The organism is Actinorectispora metalli (assembly GCF_056323685.1).
Window position 1 is genome coordinate 996,703 of the sequence record NZ_JBREYE010000001.1, and the last position, 18,787, is coordinate 1,015,489.

The following is an 18,787-nucleotide window of genomic DNA, read 5'->3' on the forward strand; positions in this document are numbered from 1 at the left end:
GGACATCAGCGTCGGCGGCGGGCGGTGCCGAAAACTCCCCGGGTGATTTCGCGGCCGAGGGCGCTGGCGGCCGAGCGGAAGAAAGACTTCACCGCGGAGTTGCCCATCACCTGCTCCACGAAGCCCGGTTCGGGCTTCTCCTCGCGACGCGGTGCGGGCTCCCCCGCCGGCTGCTCGGCGGGCGCCGAGGGCTCGGCGCCAACCTTGGCCATCAGCTTCTCGTAGGCCGATTCCCGGTCGATGCTCTCCGCGTACTTGCCGTGCAGCCCGCTGCCCCGCGCCGCCTGCCGGATGGCCTCGTCGCCGATGGTGTCCATCAGCGAACGCGGCGCCCGCAGCCGGGTCCACGCCACGGGAGTGGGCGCGCCCTTCTCCGACAGCACCGTCACGATGGCCTCGCCGATGCCCAGCGAGGTCAGGGCGTTCTCCAGGTCGTAGTGCGCCGTCTTCGGGTAGGTCTTCACCGTCTGCGACAACGCCTTCTGGTCATCGGGCGTGAACGCGCGCAACGCGTGCTGCACTCGGGCGCCAAGCTGCGAGAGCACCGCGTTCGGCACATCGGTCGGAAGCTGCGTGCAGAAGAACACCCCGACGCCCTTCGAGCGGATCAGCTTCACCGTCTGCTCGATCTGGTCGAGGAACGCCTTGGACGCGTCGGCGAACAACAGGTGTGCCTCGTCGAAGACGAACACCAGCTTCGGCTTGTCCAGGTCGCCTTCCTCCGGAAGCTCGTGGAACAACTCCGCGAGCAGCCACATCAAAAAGGTGGAGAACAACGCGGGCTTGTTCCGCAGGTTGCCGACCTCCAGCAGGCTGATCACGCCCTTCCCGTCGGCCGCCGACAGCAGGTCCGCGGTCTCCAACTCGGGTTCGCCGAAGAACGCGTCACCGCCCTGCCCCTCCAGGTTGACCAGCGCACGCAGGATCACGCCCGCGGTGGCGGGCGAGACCCCGCCGATGCCTTTGAGGTCGGCCTTGCCCTCGTCGCTGGTCAGGTGCTGGATCACCGAACGCAGATCCTTGGTGTCCAGCAGCGGAAGGCCCTTGCTGTCGGCCCAGTGGAAGATCAGTCCGAGGGTGGATTCCTGCGTCTCGTTGAAGCCGAGCACCTTGGACAGCAGGATCGGCCCGAAGCTGGTGATCGTGGCCCGGACGGGGACGCCGATGCCGTCGGTGCCCAGGGAGAGGAACTGCACCGGGTAGGCCGTGGGCGCCCAGTCGTCCCCGGTCTCCTGGGCCCGCTGGGTGAGCTTGTCGTTGGCAGCGCCCTGGCTGGACAGCCCGGAGAGGTCGCCCTTCATATCCGCCATCAGCACCGGCACACCGTGGTTGGACAGCTGCTCGGCGATGAGCTGGAGCGTTTTGGTCTTGCCGGTGCCGGTGGCACCCGCGACCAGCCCGTGCCGGTTGATCATCGCCAGCGGGAGCCGCACACCCGCCTGTGGATCGACGGTCCCGTCGAGCAGTACCGTGCCGAGTTCGACCGCGCCGCCGTCGGTGGCATAACCCGCGGCGATCTCCTGGGCCGCCGAAGCCTGTTCCGCCATGGGTGTCCTCCCTAAGTCGGTCCCCGTTGCGCTAACCCTAGTGACGTTGTTCGGCCGACCGGAGTATTGAGCGGGATGAATGCGCCCATCAGGTTAGGCTGGCCGGCGTGAACGACCGTCTGGTGTGGATCGACTGCGAGATGACCGGGCTCGAGCTCGGCAAAGACGCCCTGATCGAGATCGCCGCCCTGGTGACCGATGCCGAGCTGAACGTGTTGGGTGACGGCGTCGACATCGTCATCCACGCCGACGACGCGGTGCTCGCGGACATGCCCGACGTGGTCCGGGACATGCACGCCAAGTCCGGTCTGACCGAACAGTGCAGACAGTCGACGGTGAGCCTGGCCGAGGCGGAGCAGAAGGTGCTGGACTACATCCGCCAGTACGTTCCGGAGCCGAGGACAGCGCCGCTGGCGGGCAACTCGATCGCCACCGACCGCGGTTTCATCGCCCGCGACATGCCCGCACTGGACGCCCACCTGCACTACCGCATGGTCGACGTGTCCTCCATCAAGGAGCTGTGCAGGCGCTGGTATCCGCGCATCTACTACGCGCAGCCCGCCAAGGGCCTGGCGCACCGGGCGCTGGCCGACATCCAGGAGTCGATCCTGGAACTGGCCTACTACCGCCGCACCGCGTTCGTGTCCCAGCCCGGCCCGACCACCGAGCAGGCCCAGGCCGCCGCTGCCGAGTTGCTCGCCTCCTCCGCCGCCGCGACAGCAGCCAAAATCGCTGGTCAGGTGGCCGAAAAGGGCTGAAGGTGGAACCGATTTCAGACCGCGGCCGATGATTCGGTAGCATTACCCTGGTCGCCGCGACAGCGGCGCATGGTGGGTGTAGCTCAGCTGGTAGAGCACTGGGTTGTGGTCTCAGATGTCGCGGGTTCGAGCCCCGTCACTCACCCCAGAGACGCAGAACGCCCCCGCACCATCTCCGGTGCGGGGGCGTTCTGCTGTTCAGCATTGGTCCCGTTCGAACGGTCCGCCTTACGGGTGCACTGTCGCGGAGAGGTCAGGCTGCCTGTTGGTCGCCAACCCGACCTGAACGTGGGCACTTCACGACCGATCAAGGAGATCGATCCGGCGCGCTCGGACGGCCGATCAGGGGTAAGGCCGCTTTACTGGCGGTTGCCCTTGACCCATTCCTCCCACGGGATCTGCCAGTCGCCGAAGCCATCCCAGACCCGCAGCGGCGGCCCTCCCGAGTTGGTGATGACCACCACATCACCCTTCTTGACCAGCCCGAAAACCCACGCGGCGTTCGCCGTCGACATGTTCACGCAGCCGTGACTGACGTTGCGGCGACCCTGATCCCCCACCGACCACGGCGCCGCGTGCAGGAACTCGCCGCCGTTGGAGATACGGACGGCGTACTCCACCTCGGTCTGATAGCCACCCTGATCGAGCGGCAGGCCATAGGTGGTGGAATCCATCAGCTTGTTGCGGTGCTTGTCGGTGACCACGTGCACCCCGGTGTTCGAGGCGAAGGTGGGGCGCCCGAGCGAGACCGGGATGGTGCGGGCGATCTGCCCGTTGATCTCCACGGTCATCTGGTGGGTCTGCCCGTCCGCCCGCATGATCACCGAGTCACCGATGGTGATGGTGGCCTTGCGGTCCTCCTTGCCGTACATCCCGTTGCCGAGGTCGCGCCCGTAGACATTGACGGCGACGTTGACCTTGGTGCCCGGCTTCCAGAACTCCCGCGGCCGCCAGTGCACCTCTTTGTTGGAGAACCAGTGGAACGCGCCCGCAACCCTGGGCTCGGTGTTCACCGAGATCGCCGCCTCCGCGGCCTCCTTGTTCGGCACCGCGCGATCGAAATAGAAGGCCAGCGGCTGACCGACGCCGACGGTTTGCCCGTCCAGCGGGTTCATCGACACGAAGACCTGCGAAGCGGGCTTGACCGTGGAGAAGGTCGACTGCGACAGGCTCTCCTTGCCATCGGACCCGAGCCCCTTGGCCGTGAGCGTGTACGTCTTGCCGTATCCCAGCGGAACCGTCGAGATCCACCGCGTGGCATCGGCCATGAGCTGCCCCGCGACCGGCTGCCCCTCCGGATTGGTGAGCGTGACCTCGGTCAGCCTGACGTTCGCGACGTTCACCACGACCGGCGAAACAGGCGAGACCCCGGCCGAGCCGTTGGCAGGCGTGACCGCGAACGAGGCACCCGAGTTCGAGGAGGCGGGCTCAACGTTGGCCGCGTTGTCGACATGCGCGGAGCGCGGTGCGTAAACGCTGCCCACGTACACGCCAAGCGCCCCAACCAGCCCGGCCAGCGCAAGCAGCACACACGCCAGCGTGCGCCGCTCCGTCCAACCGGCCCCTCCACTCGGAGGTGTCCCCTTCACCTGCATGGGCGATAAGTCCGTCCGCTCATGTGACGCCGATTACCACTCTAAGTTTGCACTAGCCCCCAGCGATAGCTCGTCCAGGTGTCCCATAGTTACGCCGGGCGTGGCAAACCCTCTCACTACGTAAGACCCACCAGTCCCGTATCGGGTTGCTCCCCCGACGCGATCCGAACGCCGAGATCACCTGAACGGAGGCACACCCCCCGGATTTCAACCCGCCAACATCCCTGTGCTACGGTTTCCCAGCCCGCACGGGAGAGGGAAACTCCCCGGCTGGGCAGCCAGGCGCCAATAGCTCAACTGGCAGAGCAGCTGACTCTTAATCAGCGGGTTCGGGGTTCGAGTCCCTGTTGGCGCACATTTCTGAAACGATCCCACCTGCGGGTTCAGGTGGGATTTTTCTTTGCGACTGTCCATATTGGTCGTGTGGGTGCTCGATGTGTGCTCGCGGGCAGGAGCCCCGCAGCTCGCAAGATCAGGTGCCAGCGGAAACGACGCTACAGCGGACCCGCGCACTGCGCCCCGGCGAACCGGCGCTGGCGGCGAACATGGGAAGTTCAAGGGCCTGGGCGCGGTCGCCTGCTGGGGCGGCGGTTGAGAGCAGCGCGGCCGGGATCGAGCGTTCGGACCGCCGTCGCGGTCGAGCCGGTTCGCGGCGTGGAGGATGAGGTCCTGCGCGTCGGCCGGGTTGCCGCCTGTGGCGCACGACAATCGCGGACATCCGCGCTTGCGGCCTCCACGCAGGCGGACGTGAGGAAACCAGGACATCGAGCGAGTGAAAGCCGCGGTTCACACAGGTCAGGGCGACTCAACATCCCGGCGAGGCAGCATCTTGCATCGCTATCTCTACATATCTAGAGTTGAAGGGTGGGCGAGCTGCGGATTACCGATGCAACACTGGACGTGTTGCAGGTTCTGCTTGGCCCTGATGACGAGCTGTACGGCCTGAAGATCGCCAAGGAGATCAACCGCCCGACCGGGAGTGTGTTTCCGATTCTGGCCCGGCTGGAGCAGGCTGGATGGGTCACCAGTGAGTGGGAAACCGACGATTCGAGCGTTCGAGGGCCTCGGCGGCGGTTCTATCGGCTCAGTCCCGACGGCCTCACGGCGACGCGGGCCGTCCTCGCCGAGCGACGACCTGCAGGGCGCCGGGCCAACAGCCAAAAGCGAGGCATCGTTCCCGGAATGGGGGGAGCGATATGAGTGCGGGCATAGCGGCGCTACTGCTGACCGCCATTCTCCTGCCGCTCGCCTTGGACGAGCTCCGAGATTGGAGCCCACGGCTTGCAGTCATGCTGGTACGTTGGGCCGCTCGTCGGCTGGGACAGCCGGAGGCGCGAACGCGATATGAAGAGGAGTGGGCGGCCAATGTCGAGGCCGTTCCGGGCAAGCTCTCCGCCTTGGTCGCCGCATTCGGATACCTGCTTGTCATTCCACGCATGCGCTGGACCCTCAAACGAGGCCTGAAAGTTCAAACCCCGGAGAAAATCCCGGCGGACGCAGTTTGGAAAGTATTCGACTGGTCCTACGAGGCACTGTCACCAGAAGCGCAGCAACTCTACAAACGCCTGGGCGTCCTTGACTGGGAGGCCACCTTCAGCCGCTCTGACGCGAAGCAGCTGGCGGGAACCGACTCAGACCAGACACTCGACGGGCTCGTCAGCGCCCACATGCTTGAGGTACTTCCTGAAACTGGCGAGTATCGGCTGCACGACCTGCTGAAGGTTTATGCACGCAAACGCCTGCTCGATGAGGAGCCATCGTTTTCTCCGGGCCAGGCTGCCGACTGACCCCGCATCGTGAACCCCTTTTCTCGGCCGCTGCCCCGCTTGATCCCGGCTAATTGTTTCGTTCGTCCAATGCTCATGCAGGACCGAAAGATGAAACTAGCAAATCCCGGATCGACAGGTGGTCCGCACCCGTCCGACGGAATTAAAGGGCCAGCCTCGCCCGCGCAACGACCTCGTCACGGCGCGATGACGATCTACCAGCGCACCTGAGTGCGCCATCATAGCCTGCGGAAATGGACGTTCGGAACGCCGTGGACAACCTCGCGAACGCGATGAGGCACTGCGACAACCTCATCGAGGTCCACACGAATTCAGGCGGCAAAGAGCCCGGCTACTCCACCCCTCATCGCCATCGCCGCACACAAGGTTGATCTCGAAGCACAACTGCGGTTGATCTCCTCCGGTCACGTTGACCCGTTCCAGCAATGGGGTGGGTGTCAGCAGGAAAAGCGGGGTGAGGACGACCACGACGGCGAGCAGCACCAGCAGATTGGGCCACTGCTGGCCCTACACGACCGGCTCGGTCCGGAAACCCAGTCCTGCAATGAGGAATCGGATGGCAGAACGCCCGCGCCGCCTGCCTGCACTCGTCCCGTCACCCACGCGGTTTCTCCTGCTCAGCAGGTCACCGAAACGACCGGAAACACCCCTACCCCTCGACGCTCCCACACGGCGCAGGTCTGATGAAGACACCGCCGGCGCATCCCGCTCGGCGGCCTCGACGGGCAACGTCCAGCCAGGCGACCCGTACGAAGGCGATGCTCTCGTCCCTCGGTAGGGACGGCGTCATCACTGGGCTTCGGCTGGGATGCGAAACCCGGCTGGGCTGGGCCAAGTGCCGCCGCCGAGTTACGTCCGCGTTCTCATATCCCGAGTGTCACCGGCCGGATCACCGAACGGAACCCGCTGGCGATGCGCTTGTCCTGCCGGGGACCTCGGTTTCGGCGTCGGCGAGCGCCCGATACAGCGAGGCCGCCGAGGGGTGTTGTCGGGCACCGGGGTGCCTTTCGCGCGCAGGGCCTGGGCGAAGAGCAGCATGCCCTCGTCGATGTTCGGGATAACTTTCACCCGGCCGACAGAGTTCGAATGCACTCAATAATGCGGGGCCTGTCCAAATTATCGGAAATGCTTGTCCAAGAAGAGTTGTACTCCTACACTCTGGAGGCGACAGGGGACGATCACGATATCAAAACCAGTCATCGAAAACGTCCATTTCGATGACTTCCCATGTGCTTTGAGAGCAGGGGGAATCTTGTCATTCGAAAACATGCGGCGGCGTGTTGCCGTGGCCATGGTCGGGCTGGCAACGGTGCTGGCAGTGCTACCCGCAGGTTCAGCCGTAGCCGGGGCGCCGGAGGCGCCACGGGGCCAGGTGCAGGCGGGATCGCAGGTCTTGCCCCAGGGCAACTACGTCATCGACGCCATGACCGGCGAGTATCGGGACGCCGCCACCGGCAAGATCGTCGCCAAGGCGGAAAAGGTGGCCGAGCTACCCGAGGGCCAGAGCCGGATCAACGAGGTGCCGTGGTCGGTCTGCGAAGGTCGCAATGACTTCTTCAGACTGAATCCTCAACCGGTTCCGTTCCTTCCTTCCTGTTTCGAGAACTCCGGAACAATAAGGGTGGACAAGCCATACATCATCTCCTACGACACCGGAAGGTGGGCGGGCTCTGTGGCCTGGCGCGACTCCTCCGGTGGCAATCACGTGGGACCGGTCCAGGCACCGTGGAGCCACGCCGGTTTCACTGAGATGGTGAACATCAGGGTCGTCGGAATCGTCTGACCCGTGTTGCTTCTCGACCCGGCGAGGGAAATCGACGCCCTCGCCGGGTCGATACCGTCCGCAACAGTTCGGTGAGGTTATGATCAGAATCCACCTACAGGGAGGTCGAGATGCGGCTGGTGGAGCACGGCATGACGCTCGTGGCGCTGCTGATCGCCACGACGGGGAGCATGGCGGTCGCACAGCCGACCCGGGCCATGGAGCCGTCGAGGGTTTCGATCGACGCTCGTACGGGAGTGGTCACGAACTCGGACAGCGGCGAGATCGTCGCACCGCCGGTGGCGGCCGACTCGGCGCTTCCACAGGGCAGCTACATGATTGATGCCCGAACGGGCCGCATCATCAAGATCTGATCCTTACGGTCCGGAGCGCAGTCCGCGGGGCGGGCGCGTCGGGTTGCGACGAGCGGGAGCGCCCGCATGGTTCCCGGAGATCAGCCGGGGACGAGTTGTTCCGGTCGTCGCCGACCGCCCGACGAGACGCCTGTCAGGCGACTCAATGCGTTGACCGGCATCGGGCTCTAGCCCTTCAGCGGACGGCAAAGCAACGCCGGGATGTCGCCTGCGATAAGCGGTCCTCGGTACGCACACCTCGGAGGAAGCATCGCCACACCCCGCAGGTGAAGACCAAGTGTCCCGAAGCAGGGTTCTTCGAATCGCGCACCGCGACCCTCCCGCAACTTCGCCGGTGATCACCTCGACCGGTCGGGCCCGTCGACCAACCGACTTCGACACAGCTCCCGTTGGGGCCGCTGAAGGTGCTCTTGCGCCAGACGCCGTTGTCCCTCACACCGCACCGCCTCTCCCACGAGGCAAGGACATCACCGAATCCTGTTGCGGCAGCCCCTGCTCCGCTCCTACTGGAACCGCGGGGCTACCCGATGTGATCTTTCTTCATGTGCTCGGACTGTGGTCGACGCAGTCCGTGGACCAAGGGCCGACAACGTCCTGGACGCATCGGGCTGCGACATCCGGTGATGCGGCTTCGCCAGCCGGGTGTGGGGCGACCCGATCGGGTATGTCCGGTGCATGGGAGAGACCATGGCGGCCGAGGGATCAGCCTTCACCGGTCCCGCTCCCACCGAGGTCGGTGAGGTGGTCGGGTTGGTGGTCGCTCGCCTGCGGCACCAACTGACGCGTGTAACCAATCACGACCTCGCCGCAGACCTGGTCGCGAACGCCCGGGACGCCCATCGCGAGCTCCGATATGCGCCGCCGGCCGTACACCAGCGTGACCATGACAGGCTAGACGAAGCCGCCGCCCCGTGAGCAGACAGGTGACGCCCGGCCGGTCATCCTTCGATCACGGGATAGACGAACGAAGGCTGGCTGCCTGTTCTTCTGGGTGGCTAGTGATCCGACCCAGCAGTCGGGTCCGCCTGCAGACAAACGGCGGCCTTCCCGAAGGGGAGGAGCCGCCGTTTCGTTCTCTACGAGGAAGCCTCGACCGTCGCAGCATCGGCGGCGGCCTTCTTCACCGCCTCGATTCCTCTCAGCACCCCCGACTTGGACTCGTAGGCCTCACCGCTGGCCACCGGCTCCCCGTTGGCGGCCTTAAGCCGCCAACGCCACTTGCCCGCCCGGTCCCCGTAGTACTCGAACTTCGCCGCCATGGTCATCTCCTCGCGGCTGGGGGACGTCGGACCTGTTGAGTGTCGACCGAGGCGGCCCGGCCTGCAGCACGGCAGGGGCTCTCGGGTTCCAGCACCGTAAGCGGAGCGAAGGCGCCGATAAGGCAACACCGCCTGTCCTATCGGCGCCTCACGTATGGATCGTCCCGGCCCAACGGAACCTCCGTCCGTCCGGCTCAGCCACGTGAGGCCCACCCGGGTATCGGTGCCGCTGTCGTCAGAGCGGCAACCTGTGGGCAGTAGGAGGCCACCCAGGAAAGCCACGAAGACCGCCGAGTGAGTGCCAACGAAGCCCGTTCATCGGCAAACCGGTGCTTCGAGCAAAAGGCCGCGGCCGGGTTGAGCACGAACGCAGTTGGCGGTGGCGCTATGCCCTCCACGCGGCGCACAAGCAGTTTTCTGTGGTAGTCCCTTTGGTCACGAGCGGTAGTGGCGCAGTCTCTGCCCGGTTTTGTCTGTGGTCTTGAGCAACGCAGGGTCTGCGGTTGGTTCGGGCCAGATTTGGATGAGGTGGGTTTCGACGGGATCGGTGTCGGTGCGGTCCTCGCCCGCGTCGCGGTTTCTGACGGAGGCTCGCACCCGAATGGGGTGGCCCTGCCGGTGGGGCAGGGAGACACGGATGCTCTCGGGTTGGTTGACGTCTGCTCCCCAGATCGCAGCCTCGGCCCCGGTCCAGGGAACCGAGACTTCGACAACATCGTCCCACTCATCGAGGGTGACCCCGGGTGCATGATCCCACGTTTCACAGGTGACCTGTATTTTACCGAGATGTAGTCCGCAGCTCACGGCGATGAAGTTAGGTACGGCGGCGACAAGTCCGGTGCTGTCGGGTGTGGGGAATTCACCGGTGAAGTAGGGACTGTCGTTGTCCTCGGGGTTGAGGACATAAAAGAGATTGTCCTCGATGAACACCTCGGCCCGCACACTCACCAGGTTCGCGTCCAATCGGTCAACCTCCATCAAACAGCCAGATGACAAGCTTTCATGCGTTGGAAGGGACCAGCGCTGACGGCACCAGCCCCTTCCACAGTCACGATGTTACCTTCCGCAACCGGCGTTCACCGGCAGGGATTCGCGGGAGACCCCTGGTGGCAACACGACATTGACCCAGAATTGATCTCCGTCGAGAACGCGATTTGCGTTGTACCAGGGCCTGCGGTAGCGGCTCCCCTCAAGACTGTTGGTTCTTTCCGGGACGAACTGACAGGAGTAGTCGCTGTTCCTCGAAGCTCCCTGGTAAGTACTGGCGAACGGGTATTCGTCACACGACTTGCCCTCGGGCCTGGGAAGACTGCTGGGGCAGGCGGTATTGCGGTTGGCCTGGATGAGGGCTTGATCAGTCGTCCTCGTCAGCGCCGGACCACGCCCTTTCCAACCCCACTGGTTCTTGAGGTTTCGTTGAGCCCACTGGATATGCCAGGCGACCTGATCGGTATCCTTGTTCAGGGTCGAGACATCGTAGGTCGGAGTGAATTTCGGGTGGACGCAGCCACCTGTCGCCGGACCCACGCCGCGGGTGGAATCGCAGCGCACCGTTGCCGGCGGTCCGGTCTCGAACCGCAGAGGGTTCACCGCAGGCGCGACGGCTCCGATGGTGATCGCAGGCTGCAGGTCACCGGTTACGGTCTGGTTTCCGGAAGATCGGATTTCATAGTCTAGGTCGACCTTCTCGTTCAATTTCACGATGGTTTTGATCTCGGAGGCAGTGGAGGTGAAATTTCCGTTTGACGGGGTGGCGGTTGAGAAGGCCACCACGCCGAGCTTGGCGGCTTCCTCGGCTTGAAGAAGGGTGGCTTCCTGCTTCTGCCCCCACGCCCGGTCCCGCCCGTTCAAGGTTGCCCTGGAAACCACACCCAGTAATCCTCTGCCAACCTCTCGGCCGGTCTGAAGTTCGATCAGCTTGAAGGCCACCGCACTCAACGAACATGATTCGAAACGGTTGGTATCCAGCTTGTCCTGAATGCAGGCAGGGGAGGGATCAGCTACCCTGCCTGGCGTTTTTTTTGCGAACTCCGCTATCTTATCCCGGGCTCCGGGGAGCTCCCGCGGGTCAATGGAACACATCACCGTGCCTTGCCCACCGGGACTGGCCAAGACGCGATCGCAGGTCCGCGAACTCGCCTCGACCGGAGTTCCGACAAGGCTCGGCAGGGGCCTGCTGGTGGTCATATCCCCGGCAGAGGCACCGGAAAGCGCGGCACCCCCTGACAGCGTCAAACAGACCGCCGCTAATACCGAAATACGTTTCCCTAAGAGCATAGATTTTCCCCCTTCATCACGGCCTCCGTAGTGGCATGCGGAAGGCCTCCAGGCGATCTTAACTATCCGCACCCAGTCTAGGTCTTGACGCACTTATCCTTACCTCATCGGAGTAGTCCGCCAGAGCTTTTGGGATCCACTGGCCCGTCCCGATAGGGAAAACAGCCTACGGAATTGAGAACCATCCGGGCTATTACATTTTCACGACAATACACCCAATCCTGCCACCGACACCCGTCGCCAGCCTGATGCCTGGCCGGTTTCCGGTACCGTGTCGTCCGTTCTGTCGATGAACCGGCTGCCGAGCCCGAGCTGAATATCTCCCAGCTGCACGCATTCTCACGGCCCTGTGCGCTGTTCGGCGTCGATCTCCCGCTGATCCGCCCACCGGTCTCGCTTGTCAACGCGTCTCCGGCCCCGCAAGCGGCGAATCGTCGGGCTGTTCACCCTCATCCGAGACACCATTCCGGGCAGCACATCGGGGCCGACGAAATCAGGTATGCGACCCTCATACCTGGCACGCTGGTGGCTGCCCCGCCTGGACCTCGAGAAGCCCGAAGCGCTGAAGAACGCTGCTGCGGCAGCACCGAGGCTTGAACGGCACTCTGATGATCAACAGGCCATCGGACAAGGTACCGGTGGCGCCACCCTAAGAGCCGTGGCGCCATTCATCTCGGTGGACGTGCCCCACTGACTCGCCGAATCCGACGCCCTCACCCACTACGTCCATTCCGCGCGGCGCGACTACCGACTCCCCGACAACCTGCTCTACCTCGGCATATTCGGCGGCGTCGCCATCCACCACACCGGACGTCCCGCAATCAATCTCTATTCACACGACTGCGGGTTCGGGCCGACGCGAGAGTACAGATCACGATCAGTCAGGTGCGCACTTCGCCGGAACTGTCCAAGGAGTCTGGGATGACGGGTGGCCGAATTCACGGCGTTCCCTTTGCCGCGCCACCAGTCGGGGTGCATCGATTCGCAGCCCCCGGCACTCCGACGCCGTGGAAGCGGTTCGCGACGCTACCGCATCCGGCTACCCGTCTCTTTCTCCCAAGCAGTTGCGCGAGGCGGCCCTGGCGGACTGGCTGTTCCGCATACCCCCTGCACCTCGCCGAGGCAGCACGCACCGGCGGAGCGCGGGTGGGTTCTACGAGCCTGCTGAGATTCGGATCAGCAGGCCCCCCATGCCCTGGACACCCTGCGCGCCGCCCACAATCAACACCTCACGGAACAGGCCCGGACGAATAGGGGCGTCCTGGTGGTCAACGGGTGCGTGATGCCGCAGCCGACCGTTATGAGGGTTTGGGGGGCAGCCCGGCCAACACGGCTGGCGCCGAGTGAAAGAAACGCATGCTCGATGTCGCTCAGTCGTGGCCGATGCCGATACCGACCATACCCGGCGGTGAAGTTGCTGCATCGGAGCAGGCCACCAGATCGGGGGCCGATAAAGACACGGGGACGTGGGAGCGTCGCGCTACACGATCCCGGCCTTCGCCATGAAATCCTACTGCCGCAATCGCTGCGAGGCTGGATCCGGCTTGTGGGCGAGCTCCACGAGAACGGCACGCAAAGCCTTGCATACCTCCGGCGTCAAGACCGGCAACTCGTCAGGAACGGTTACATGTAAGGGCCGTCGACTACCTACGCCGCGAATGGGCTTAGCCCCGATCAGGACGTCACCGTTATCGGGATCTCGATTCGCCTTGGACATGACTGCACTGTGCACGCTTAAGCGGGGTCCCGCCTGATAGCTCCTCAATCAGGTGACGCGTCTTGTGGCCAGCGGAGGAAGAGAACGCCTCGGTGCGTTCGTCTTCTGGAGATCCTTTCGGTCGTCAGCGATCAACCTTCGCGGCAAACTGATCAGATGGACAACGGCAGAGCCATCCCTCAGGGTCAGGTACGTAGCGGGTCGTGGTGGCGGGCTACCCTCCTGATCGTCGCGCCCGTGGTCATGGTGACCGCTGTCGCCGCATTCGTGCTCACGCATCTGCTCGACACCAGCACTTCCACAGGGCGGTTGAACCTGGTACGTACCGTACTTACAGTGGGGGCGGGTGCTGGCGCGATCATGACGTTGATATTGGCGTGGCGGCGGCAGTGGGCTACCGAGCACGATGCCGCCGAACGTCGTCTGACTGAGTTGTATGTCAAGGCCGTGGAGCAACTCGGGTCGGACCGGGCCGCAGTCCGCACCGGGGCGTTGTATGCGCTGGAACGGGTCGCGCAAAACAACCCCGAGCAGCGCCAGACCGTAGTCGATGTCATATGTTCCTACCTCCGTGCTCCCTATGCCTTACCCGCCGAGAAGTTCAGCGTCCGGCGGTTGGGAGTACGCCGCCCCTTGCTGCGTTCGTCCAAGGCCCGCGTCACGGCGCCAGAAGCTACCCGCACTTCAACGCCCGATGTCTCCAGCCCGATCGACGAGGAACGGCTTCAGGAACGAGAGGTCCGACTCACCGCACAACGTATTCTCGGCCGACACCTGCGGCCTGGCCGCAATCTCAAGCGCCCGGTTGCTACGTTTTGGGCCGGTATCGACCTCGATCTCACCAATGCAATTGTGGTCGACCTGGATTTCGCAAACTGCCAGGTCCATAGCGCGGACTTCTCGCAGGTGAGCTTCATCGGGCACGCCTGGTTCGGCGGGGCAAGCTTCACTGGGAACGCCTCGTTCGGCGGGGCAAGATTCGCCGGAGACACCTTGTTCGATGGGGCGAGCTTCGCCAGGACCGTCGTGTTCGACGGGGTAACCTTCACCGAAGACGCCGTATTCGATGGGGCGAATTTCGCCGGAGACGCCTTATTCGACCGGGCGAGCTTCACCGCGAAAGGCAGGTTCAGCGGGGCGAGCTTCATCGGGACCGCCTGGTTCAAAGGGGCGAGCTTCGCCAGGAACGCAGTGTTCAGCGGAGCGAGCTTCGCGAGGACCGCTTGGTTCAGCGGAGTGAGATTCACCCGGGACACGTTCTTCCATGAGGGGAGATTCACCCAGGAGGCCCTCTTCGACGAGGCGACCTTCGCCGGGCTCGTGTGGTTCGGCGGGGCTACCTTTTATGAGGGCGTATCGTTCGACAGGGCGAGGTTCACCCTAGACGTTTTCTTTGACGAGGTGACTTTCGCAGGAGATACCTCGTTCGCCGGGACGATGTTTGAAGGTGGCATCCCCACGGAGCTGAAGTCCTCCTATGTCCGTGACCAGGCTGATGCCCCGGAATGTCACGGCAGCGAGCGGAATTGACCCAGGCCAGACGCAACCTATTCGGCTTAACCGGAACCTGGAACCCGCCACTGACGGGATTCGCGCCGCGGTGTCACCTGGTCCAGGATAACGACCATTGCGGTGTGCCCAAGGACGCTGTCTGTGCTGAACTCCCATCGGCAGAGGCGCAAGCCGACAGGCTTGCTCCCCAACGAACACTCCTGATTTCGCTGTCTATGGGAGCGGCGCTGTGGGAGCAGAATGGGAGCGTGGTGGCCGAAGTCCGTTCACCCTGCCGGGTGACTGCTGGAGGTTCGATGACGGCACCCTCCATTTCCTCAGGCACCGTAACGTGAAGGCACAGATCGTGCTATCTAGCCCACCAGCCCGAACTCTTTCAGAATCTCAGGTTTTCTGCGGAGGAATGCTTCAAGGTCATTTGATGACCAAACGGCGATTCTGATCGCGTGGTGGTCTTGGTTGTACTTTTCCACCCATTTGGCTGCGGATTGTGTCAACGACCCGGTAGCGGCAATGACAAGGCGATCAATAGGGTCATCGCCACCGCGGTCATGGCGGTCGGCGGTCGGATCCTGCGCGGCGCCGAACGGGTGGGCCCGTGTCGCCAGATACGCGCGGTAGGGGATGTGGTTTCCGAACCGGAGGTGGCCGAAGTGCAGGAACGCCAGGACATCCGCGGCGCCGTGTTCGAACACCCCGGGCTTCCCGGTGGGCTGGCGCTGTGTCCCGTACTCCACCAGCAGGTGCACCAGTTCGCGCACCGCCAGCAGGGGCGACACGAACGGCTCGAGCTCTGTCTCGCGGGCGTAGACGCCGGGGCGGAGTCCGTGCTCGGCCTGATCGTCGTCACCCACCCCGATCACCGCTTCGGTCCGCCCCGCGTAGGGGCCGGGGAAGTCGCTCACGATGTGCAGCGCGACGTCGAGATTCGCGGGCGTGGACGCCGGGGCGAACAAGGCAACGGCCGCGTCGATGGCCTTGCGGATGGCCAAGGCGGGCTCGAGCACATCGGCGAACCGCCGGTCAGGGTAGGTCAGGAACCTGCGGGCCTGGTGTAGCGCCTCGTAGATCAAGCTGCGCTGGGCGGTGTCCTGGGAATCGACAGTGCCCGGCCACAGCCGCTGTTGGGCATGCACCAGAACGCCGTCGAGCTCATCCACGCCAGAGCAGCGCTCGGAAACGCCGTCCACCGCCATGACATGGTCAAGGACCGGCGTGCAGAGGACGAAGGAGGGATTCGTCAGATGCAACAGACCTGAAAGGCAGCGCCTGACACTCAACATCATGATCGGCATTTCGTGTTCGTCAGGTCGCGACCGGCCGGGTCGCTTTCCCGGGTGTCCCAAGACGAGGTGCTGACCACGGGAAGAGGAGGGCAATCGCCGCCGCCACTCGCGCAGATCATGCTGCCTTTCTCTTGGCGTTGGCGGCCGTGAGAGGTGATCACCGCGGTGACGAGGACTCTGTTGGCGGGATCGCAGCGGACGAGGGTCGCCAGGTTGTCGTCTAGGAGACGCGCCAAGACGGTGCTGACGGTGCTTTCCTGAAGGCCCATCCGAGTCATCAGCTCGCGGCGCGAGATCCGGCCACCGGAGTCGACCAGGATCGTCAGCGCGCACCACAGGTAGACCGACATGCCGGCCCCGGCCCTCATGGCGTACTCGAGTTCCCGCATCCACCGCTCTGCCCGGACCATCAGCTGGTCTACGTTCAGCGCGGCGATCGCGGGGTGTTCACGATCCACGGGCGGAGGCGAGCTCATCGCCGACCCGACCGCGGCGGCGCGCCGGTCCTCGGTGGATGGTGGGGTGTCGGGCACGGTGTTCCCCGAGGTCACTGCGGAAGCTCCAACTCCACGATCCGGGCGGCCGCCATCGTCATCAGGCAGGACTCCTCCTGCTGGACAGGGGTCGACGTGCTGAAGGTGAGGGAGACGCTGGAGCTGCGGCCCACGGTGAGAATCACCCCGCACGAGCGTGCTCCGAGCGGACCGCCTTCGATCCGCTTGCCGCTGTGCCGACCGATCGTGATGTCCGACAGCGTGCGGCCCGGGAACTGCATGGTGTCGGCATTGTGCTGGTCGCGGATCGTCACCGAGATCGCCTGTCCCGGAACCTCCCAGGTGCAGACGCGGTTGCCGTTGGAGTCGGCCCGCTTGCCCTGCGGCAGGTTCAGGGAGGTCACACCTTCGGGCCCGATCAGCGCACACGGGTCCAGACCGGCCGTGGTCGGCTGTGCTGGGGACTGTGTGCCGGCGTCGCGCGATGCTGTCGCCGGTGGGGTCTGTGGAGTGCTGGCCGTTCCACAGCCGGTCGCCAGCAGGGCGGTCCCGGCGTACATGATCGCGGCGACGGTCTTGGAAATGATCAACGTGGTGCCTTTCTTGGTGGTCCTTCAGTTGCACTGCATGAGTCCTCGTCGGGCGCAGGCGGTGGTTCGGCACGAACGGGTCCGCCTGCCCTCCCCGGGCGGGGTGGATGTCGTGGCTTCTCAGGGATACGGCGGCGGTTGGTGGGCGAGCAGGTCGTCGAGAAATGCGGCCGCGACATCCACGGCTGGTGGTGTGTTCAGGCCCTCGGGGTGGAAGCAGGCCAGGGCGGCGTCCATCAGCACCGCCCTGGCCTGGGCCAAGGTGACGCGGCCGCGGTCGGTGATGACGTGGCCCTCGTCGGTCCCGCGCAGCGCGATGGCGGTCAACCCGGCCCGGTGCGCCTCGTACAGGCACGCCGCCGTGTCCTGCTCGGCCAGTCCCAAGGCTTTGCCCAGGTCGGCGGGCAGCCATACCGCGTGGGCGGGGTCGGAGAGCAGGTGCAACGCCTCCAGCGTCCGCAATGACCAGCCGGTGTGGTCACGGCAGTAGGTCTCCAACCATCGGTCGCGGTTGTTCAGCTCCGCCCGGACGCGGCGCCGGGCCCAGAACGCGGTCATCACGCGCTCGGGAACGAGCTTGTCGGCGGTCACGAGGACACCACCTCCCCGGCGTGGCGCCGAGGTAGCACGAGCATCCGGGCGAGGGGGTGGTGGGGCGCCTGCGTCGTTGCGGGCGCCCCACCACCGCCGGACACCCTGCCAGCGCCGGCGGCCGTCGGGGGACGCTGCTCCGGCCGGAGTGGTGCTGCCTGACGTGTGATCAGCGCGGCGATGTCGGGAGCGGGGCGCAGCGTGCTGGGGCGGGGCGGGAGGTGTCCGTGCAGCAGGACCGTCTCCGGCCCGCCCTCTCGACGCAGGGCCCGCAACAGGTAATACCGGCGGGCACAGGCTTGGCAGGTGGTCCTGAACCAGCCGCCTGGGTCGCGGAAGGCGTTCAACAGCACCGTGTCGGCCAGTTGGGCGTCGACCATTGCGTCCAGATCGACCGCGGTCCGGAGGTCGGCCACCCGCACGGGTTCCCGCGCGCACAGGATGCGCACGGTGTCGCCGACCGGCTCACCCGGTCCCAGCCGGACGAGGTGATCCACGACGTGATCACCCTGCGGCCGGGCGTGGAGGAACACCTCTGTCGTGGCCGCCCACCAAAACCGCGGCGGTATCTGCCACCGTCCTCGCTTGATGACGAGGTCGAGGACACCGACAAGATGTTCGGCCGTGGAGAAGGTTTTGCGGTGCACTGCGGGCGTGCCCACCATGCACAGCACGAACCGCGCCTGGTCCTGCCCGGTGCTCATGCCGCCGCCCCGGCCCACTCCGGCACCACGTCATCCGCTGTCGTGCCGGCCGAGAACACCAGGCGCAGCGAAGGGCGGCCGGGCGTGGCACTGGCCAGGAACAGCGGCTCGGTCCACACCAACGGCGGTGCTACCTGGGTACTCGGGTCCAGCAGCGCCCATCGACTGACCGCGCAGGAACCGCAACAGCGACCCGAGGCCAGTTCCGGCACCAGCAGATGCAGGTCGAACGGCTCACGGCACAGGCTGCTCACCGTGCCGCCTACCAGGCCGCAGCGGCGGCCGGGCACGAGCAGCGCCCAGTGCACGAACGCGTCGTGGCCGGCACGCAGGGGCATGATCAGCATCCCGTCCAACGCGCTGGTGACACCCCAGCCGATTGCCTCCGGCACTACCTGCGGGAACTGGAGCCACAGCGTTATCTCGGCATCCAGATCCGGCATAGTGTGCACGTAGATCGGCGAGTCGACATCGGCGATCGACAAGGCCAGCGGTGGTACCTGGGTCATGATGGCTCCACCTCGGTAGCACGAC

At 65.0% G+C, this 18,787-nt stretch carries 19 protein-coding genes and 2 tRNA genes; 8 read left to right on the forward strand and 13 right to left on the reverse strand.

Going from position 1 to position 18,787, the window contains the following annotated elements:
- Nucleotides 1–5: 5 nt before the first annotated feature.
- Nucleotides 6–1,547 carry a helicase HerA-like domain-containing protein gene (locus tag ACU6XJ_RS04605; RefSeq protein WP_476307096.1) on the reverse strand — a complete coding sequence of 514 codons (1,542 nt, stop codon included), beginning with the start codon at nucleotides 1,545–1,547 and terminating at the stop codon, nucleotides 6–8.
- Nucleotides 1,548–1,654: 107 nt separating this feature from the next.
- On the opposite strand from ACU6XJ_RS04605, the gene orn reads away from it, so the two are divergent.
- On the forward strand, nucleotides 1,655–2,305 hold the full coding sequence (gene orn / locus ACU6XJ_RS04610; protein ID WP_476307097.1) for an oligoribonuclease: 651 nt from the start codon (nucleotides 1,655–1,657) through the stop codon (nucleotides 2,303–2,305).
- Nucleotides 2,306–2,377: 72 nt separating this feature from the next.
- Nucleotides 2,378–2,453, forward strand: a tRNA-His gene (locus ACU6XJ_RS04615).
- Between the two features lie 211 nt (nucleotides 2,454–2,664).
- Here the strand turns inward: ACU6XJ_RS04615 and ACU6XJ_RS04620 are convergent.
- Nucleotides 2,665–3,834: a L,D-transpeptidase gene (locus ACU6XJ_RS04620; protein WP_476307098.1), complete on the reverse strand. Its 1,170-nt coding sequence runs from the start codon at nucleotides 3,832–3,834 to the stop codon at nucleotides 2,665–2,667.
- A gap of 348 nt (nucleotides 3,835–4,182) precedes the next feature.
- On the opposite strand from ACU6XJ_RS04620, the gene ACU6XJ_RS04625 reads away from it, so the two are divergent.
- From ACU6XJ_RS04625 to ACU6XJ_RS04645, 5 genes are all read left to right on the forward strand, one after another.
- Nucleotides 4,183–4,255: transfer RNA gene (locus ACU6XJ_RS04625), tRNA-Lys, on the forward strand.
- A 509-nt stretch (nucleotides 4,256–4,764) separates the two neighbouring features.
- Nucleotides 4,765–5,100 (forward strand): PadR family transcriptional regulator, encoded by a 336-nt coding sequence (locus tag ACU6XJ_RS04630; protein ID WP_476307100.1) that lies wholly within the window; start codon nucleotides 4,765–4,767, stop codon nucleotides 5,098–5,100.
- A complete protein-coding gene (locus tag ACU6XJ_RS04635; RefSeq protein WP_476307101.1) occupies nucleotides 5,097–5,687 on the forward strand; it encodes a hypothetical protein in 591 nt (196 codons plus the stop codon). The genes ACU6XJ_RS04630 and ACU6XJ_RS04635 overlap by 4 nt, the downstream gene beginning before the upstream one ends.
- 1,285 nt (nucleotides 5,688–6,972) lie before the next feature.
- A complete protein-coding gene (locus ACU6XJ_RS04640; protein WP_476307102.1) occupies nucleotides 6,973–7,470 on the forward strand; it encodes a hypothetical protein in 498 nt (165 codons plus the stop codon).
- 110 nt (nucleotides 7,471–7,580) lie between these two features.
- Nucleotides 7,581–7,823, forward strand: a complete 243-nt coding sequence (locus tag ACU6XJ_RS04645) for a hypothetical protein (RefSeq protein WP_476307103.1) — start codon at nucleotides 7,581–7,583, stop codon at nucleotides 7,821–7,823.
- A gap of 175 nt (nucleotides 7,824–7,998) precedes the next feature.
- Here ACU6XJ_RS04645 and ACU6XJ_RS04650 read toward each other — a convergent pair whose 3' ends face one another.
- The 5 genes from ACU6XJ_RS04650 to ACU6XJ_RS04670 all read right to left on the reverse strand — a co-directional run bounded on the left by ACU6XJ_RS04650 (nucleotide 7,999) and on the right by ACU6XJ_RS04670 (nucleotide 11,011).
- Complete coding sequence (locus ACU6XJ_RS04650) at nucleotides 7,999–8,259, reverse strand: DUF397 domain-containing protein (RefSeq protein WP_476307104.1); 261 nt, start codon at nucleotides 8,257–8,259, stop codon at nucleotides 7,999–8,001.
- A 266-nt stretch (nucleotides 8,260–8,525) separates the two neighbouring features.
- The gene (locus ACU6XJ_RS04655; RefSeq protein ID WP_476307106.1) at nucleotides 8,526–8,708 is read right to left on the reverse strand and encodes a hypothetical protein; all 183 of its coding nucleotides are present in this window, start codon (nucleotides 8,706–8,708) and stop codon (nucleotides 8,526–8,528) included.
- Nucleotides 8,709–8,899: 191 nt separating this feature from the next.
- A complete protein-coding gene (locus ACU6XJ_RS04660; protein WP_476307107.1) occupies nucleotides 8,900–9,082 on the reverse strand; it encodes a YegP family protein in 183 nt (60 codons plus the stop codon).
- A 435-nt stretch (nucleotides 9,083–9,517) separates the two neighbouring features.
- Nucleotides 9,518–10,045, reverse strand: a complete 528-nt coding sequence (locus tag ACU6XJ_RS04665; RefSeq protein ID WP_476307109.1) for a hypothetical protein — start codon at nucleotides 10,043–10,045, stop codon at nucleotides 9,518–9,520.
- 93 nt (nucleotides 10,046–10,138) lie between these two features.
- On the reverse strand, nucleotides 10,139–11,011 hold the full coding sequence (locus ACU6XJ_RS04670; protein WP_476307110.1) for a NucA/NucB deoxyribonuclease domain-containing protein: 873 nt from the start codon (nucleotides 11,009–11,011) through the stop codon (nucleotides 10,139–10,141).
- 2,221 nt (nucleotides 11,012–13,232) lie between these two features.
- Between ACU6XJ_RS04670 and ACU6XJ_RS04675 the strand changes: the two genes are divergently transcribed.
- Nucleotides 13,233–14,606 carry a pentapeptide repeat-containing protein gene (locus ACU6XJ_RS04675; protein WP_476307111.1) on the forward strand — a complete coding sequence of 458 codons (1,374 nt, stop codon included), beginning with the start codon at nucleotides 13,233–13,235 and terminating at the stop codon, nucleotides 14,604–14,606.
- Nucleotides 14,607–14,941: 335 nt separating this feature from the next.
- Here the strand turns inward: ACU6XJ_RS04675 and ACU6XJ_RS04680 are convergent, their stop codons facing one another.
- The 6 genes from ACU6XJ_RS04680 to ACU6XJ_RS04705 all read right to left on the reverse strand — a co-directional run bounded on the left by ACU6XJ_RS04680 (nucleotide 14,942) and on the right by ACU6XJ_RS04705 (nucleotide 18,762).
- Nucleotides 14,942–15,883 carry a hypothetical protein gene (locus ACU6XJ_RS04680; RefSeq protein ID WP_476307112.1) on the reverse strand — a complete coding sequence of 314 codons (942 nt, stop codon included), beginning with the start codon at nucleotides 15,881–15,883 and terminating at the stop codon, nucleotides 14,942–14,944.
- A complete protein-coding gene (locus tag ACU6XJ_RS04685; RefSeq protein ID WP_476307113.1) occupies nucleotides 15,871–16,332 on the reverse strand; it encodes a hypothetical protein in 462 nt (153 codons plus the stop codon). The genes ACU6XJ_RS04680 and ACU6XJ_RS04685 overlap by 13 nt, the downstream gene beginning before the upstream one ends.
- Before the next feature lie 89 nt (nucleotides 16,333–16,421).
- Complete coding sequence (locus ACU6XJ_RS04690) at nucleotides 16,422–16,958, reverse strand: DUF3558 family protein (protein WP_476307114.1); 537 nt, start codon at nucleotides 16,956–16,958, stop codon at nucleotides 16,422–16,424.
- Nucleotides 16,959–17,078: 120 nt separating this feature from the next.
- On the reverse strand, nucleotides 17,079–17,549 hold the full coding sequence (locus ACU6XJ_RS04695) for a hypothetical protein (RefSeq protein WP_476307116.1): 471 nt from the start codon (nucleotides 17,547–17,549) through the stop codon (nucleotides 17,079–17,081).
- A complete protein-coding gene (locus ACU6XJ_RS04700; RefSeq protein ID WP_476307118.1) occupies nucleotides 17,546–18,253 on the reverse strand; it encodes a hypothetical protein in 708 nt (235 codons plus the stop codon). Before ACU6XJ_RS04700 ends, ACU6XJ_RS04695 begins: the two co-directional genes overlap by 4 nt.
- Nucleotides 18,250–18,762 (reverse strand): hypothetical protein, encoded by a 513-nt coding sequence (locus tag ACU6XJ_RS04705; RefSeq protein ID WP_476307120.1) that lies wholly within the window; start codon nucleotides 18,760–18,762, stop codon nucleotides 18,250–18,252. The genes ACU6XJ_RS04700 and ACU6XJ_RS04705 overlap by 4 nt, the downstream gene beginning before the upstream one ends.
- Between the last annotated feature and the right edge of the window lie 25 nt (nucleotides 18,763–18,787).

What these genes read in the sequence shown, in the direction of transcription:
- ACU6XJ_RS04660 (WP_476307107.1), bottom strand. Translation starts at nt 9,082, where the DNA reads ATGGCGGCGAAGTTCGAGTACTACGGGGACCGGGCGGGCAAGTGGCGT.
- ACU6XJ_RS04675 (WP_476307111.1), top strand. Translation starts at nt 13,233, where the DNA reads ATGGACAACGGCAGAGCCATCCCTCAGGGTCAGGTACGTAGCGGGTCG.
- ACU6XJ_RS04700 (WP_476307118.1), bottom strand. Translation starts at nt 18,253, where the DNA reads ATGAGCACCGGGCAGGACCAGGCGCGGTTCGTGCTGTGCATGGTGGGC.
- ACU6XJ_RS04645 (WP_476307103.1), top strand. Translation starts at nt 7,581, where the DNA reads ATGCGGCTGGTGGAGCACGGCATGACGCTCGTGGCGCTGCTGATCGCC.
- ACU6XJ_RS04605 (WP_476307096.1), bottom strand. Translation starts at nt 1,547, where the DNA reads ATGGCGGAACAGGCTTCGGCGGCCCAGGAGATCGCCGCGGGTTATGCC.
- ACU6XJ_RS04705 (WP_476307120.1), bottom strand. Translation starts at nt 18,762, where the DNA reads ATGACCCAGGTACCACCGCTGGCCTTGTCGATCGCCGATGTCGACTCG.
- ACU6XJ_RS04680 (WP_476307112.1), bottom strand. Translation starts at nt 15,883, where the DNA reads ATGCCGATCATGATGTTGAGTGTCAGGCGCTGCCTTTCAGGTCTGTTG.
- ACU6XJ_RS04635 (WP_476307101.1), top strand. Translation starts at nt 5,097, where the DNA reads ATGAGTGCGGGCATAGCGGCGCTACTGCTGACCGCCATTCTCCTGCCG.
- ACU6XJ_RS04655 (WP_476307106.1), bottom strand. Translation starts at nt 8,708, where the DNA reads ATGGTCACGCTGGTGTACGGCCGGCGGCGCATATCGGAGCTCGCGATG.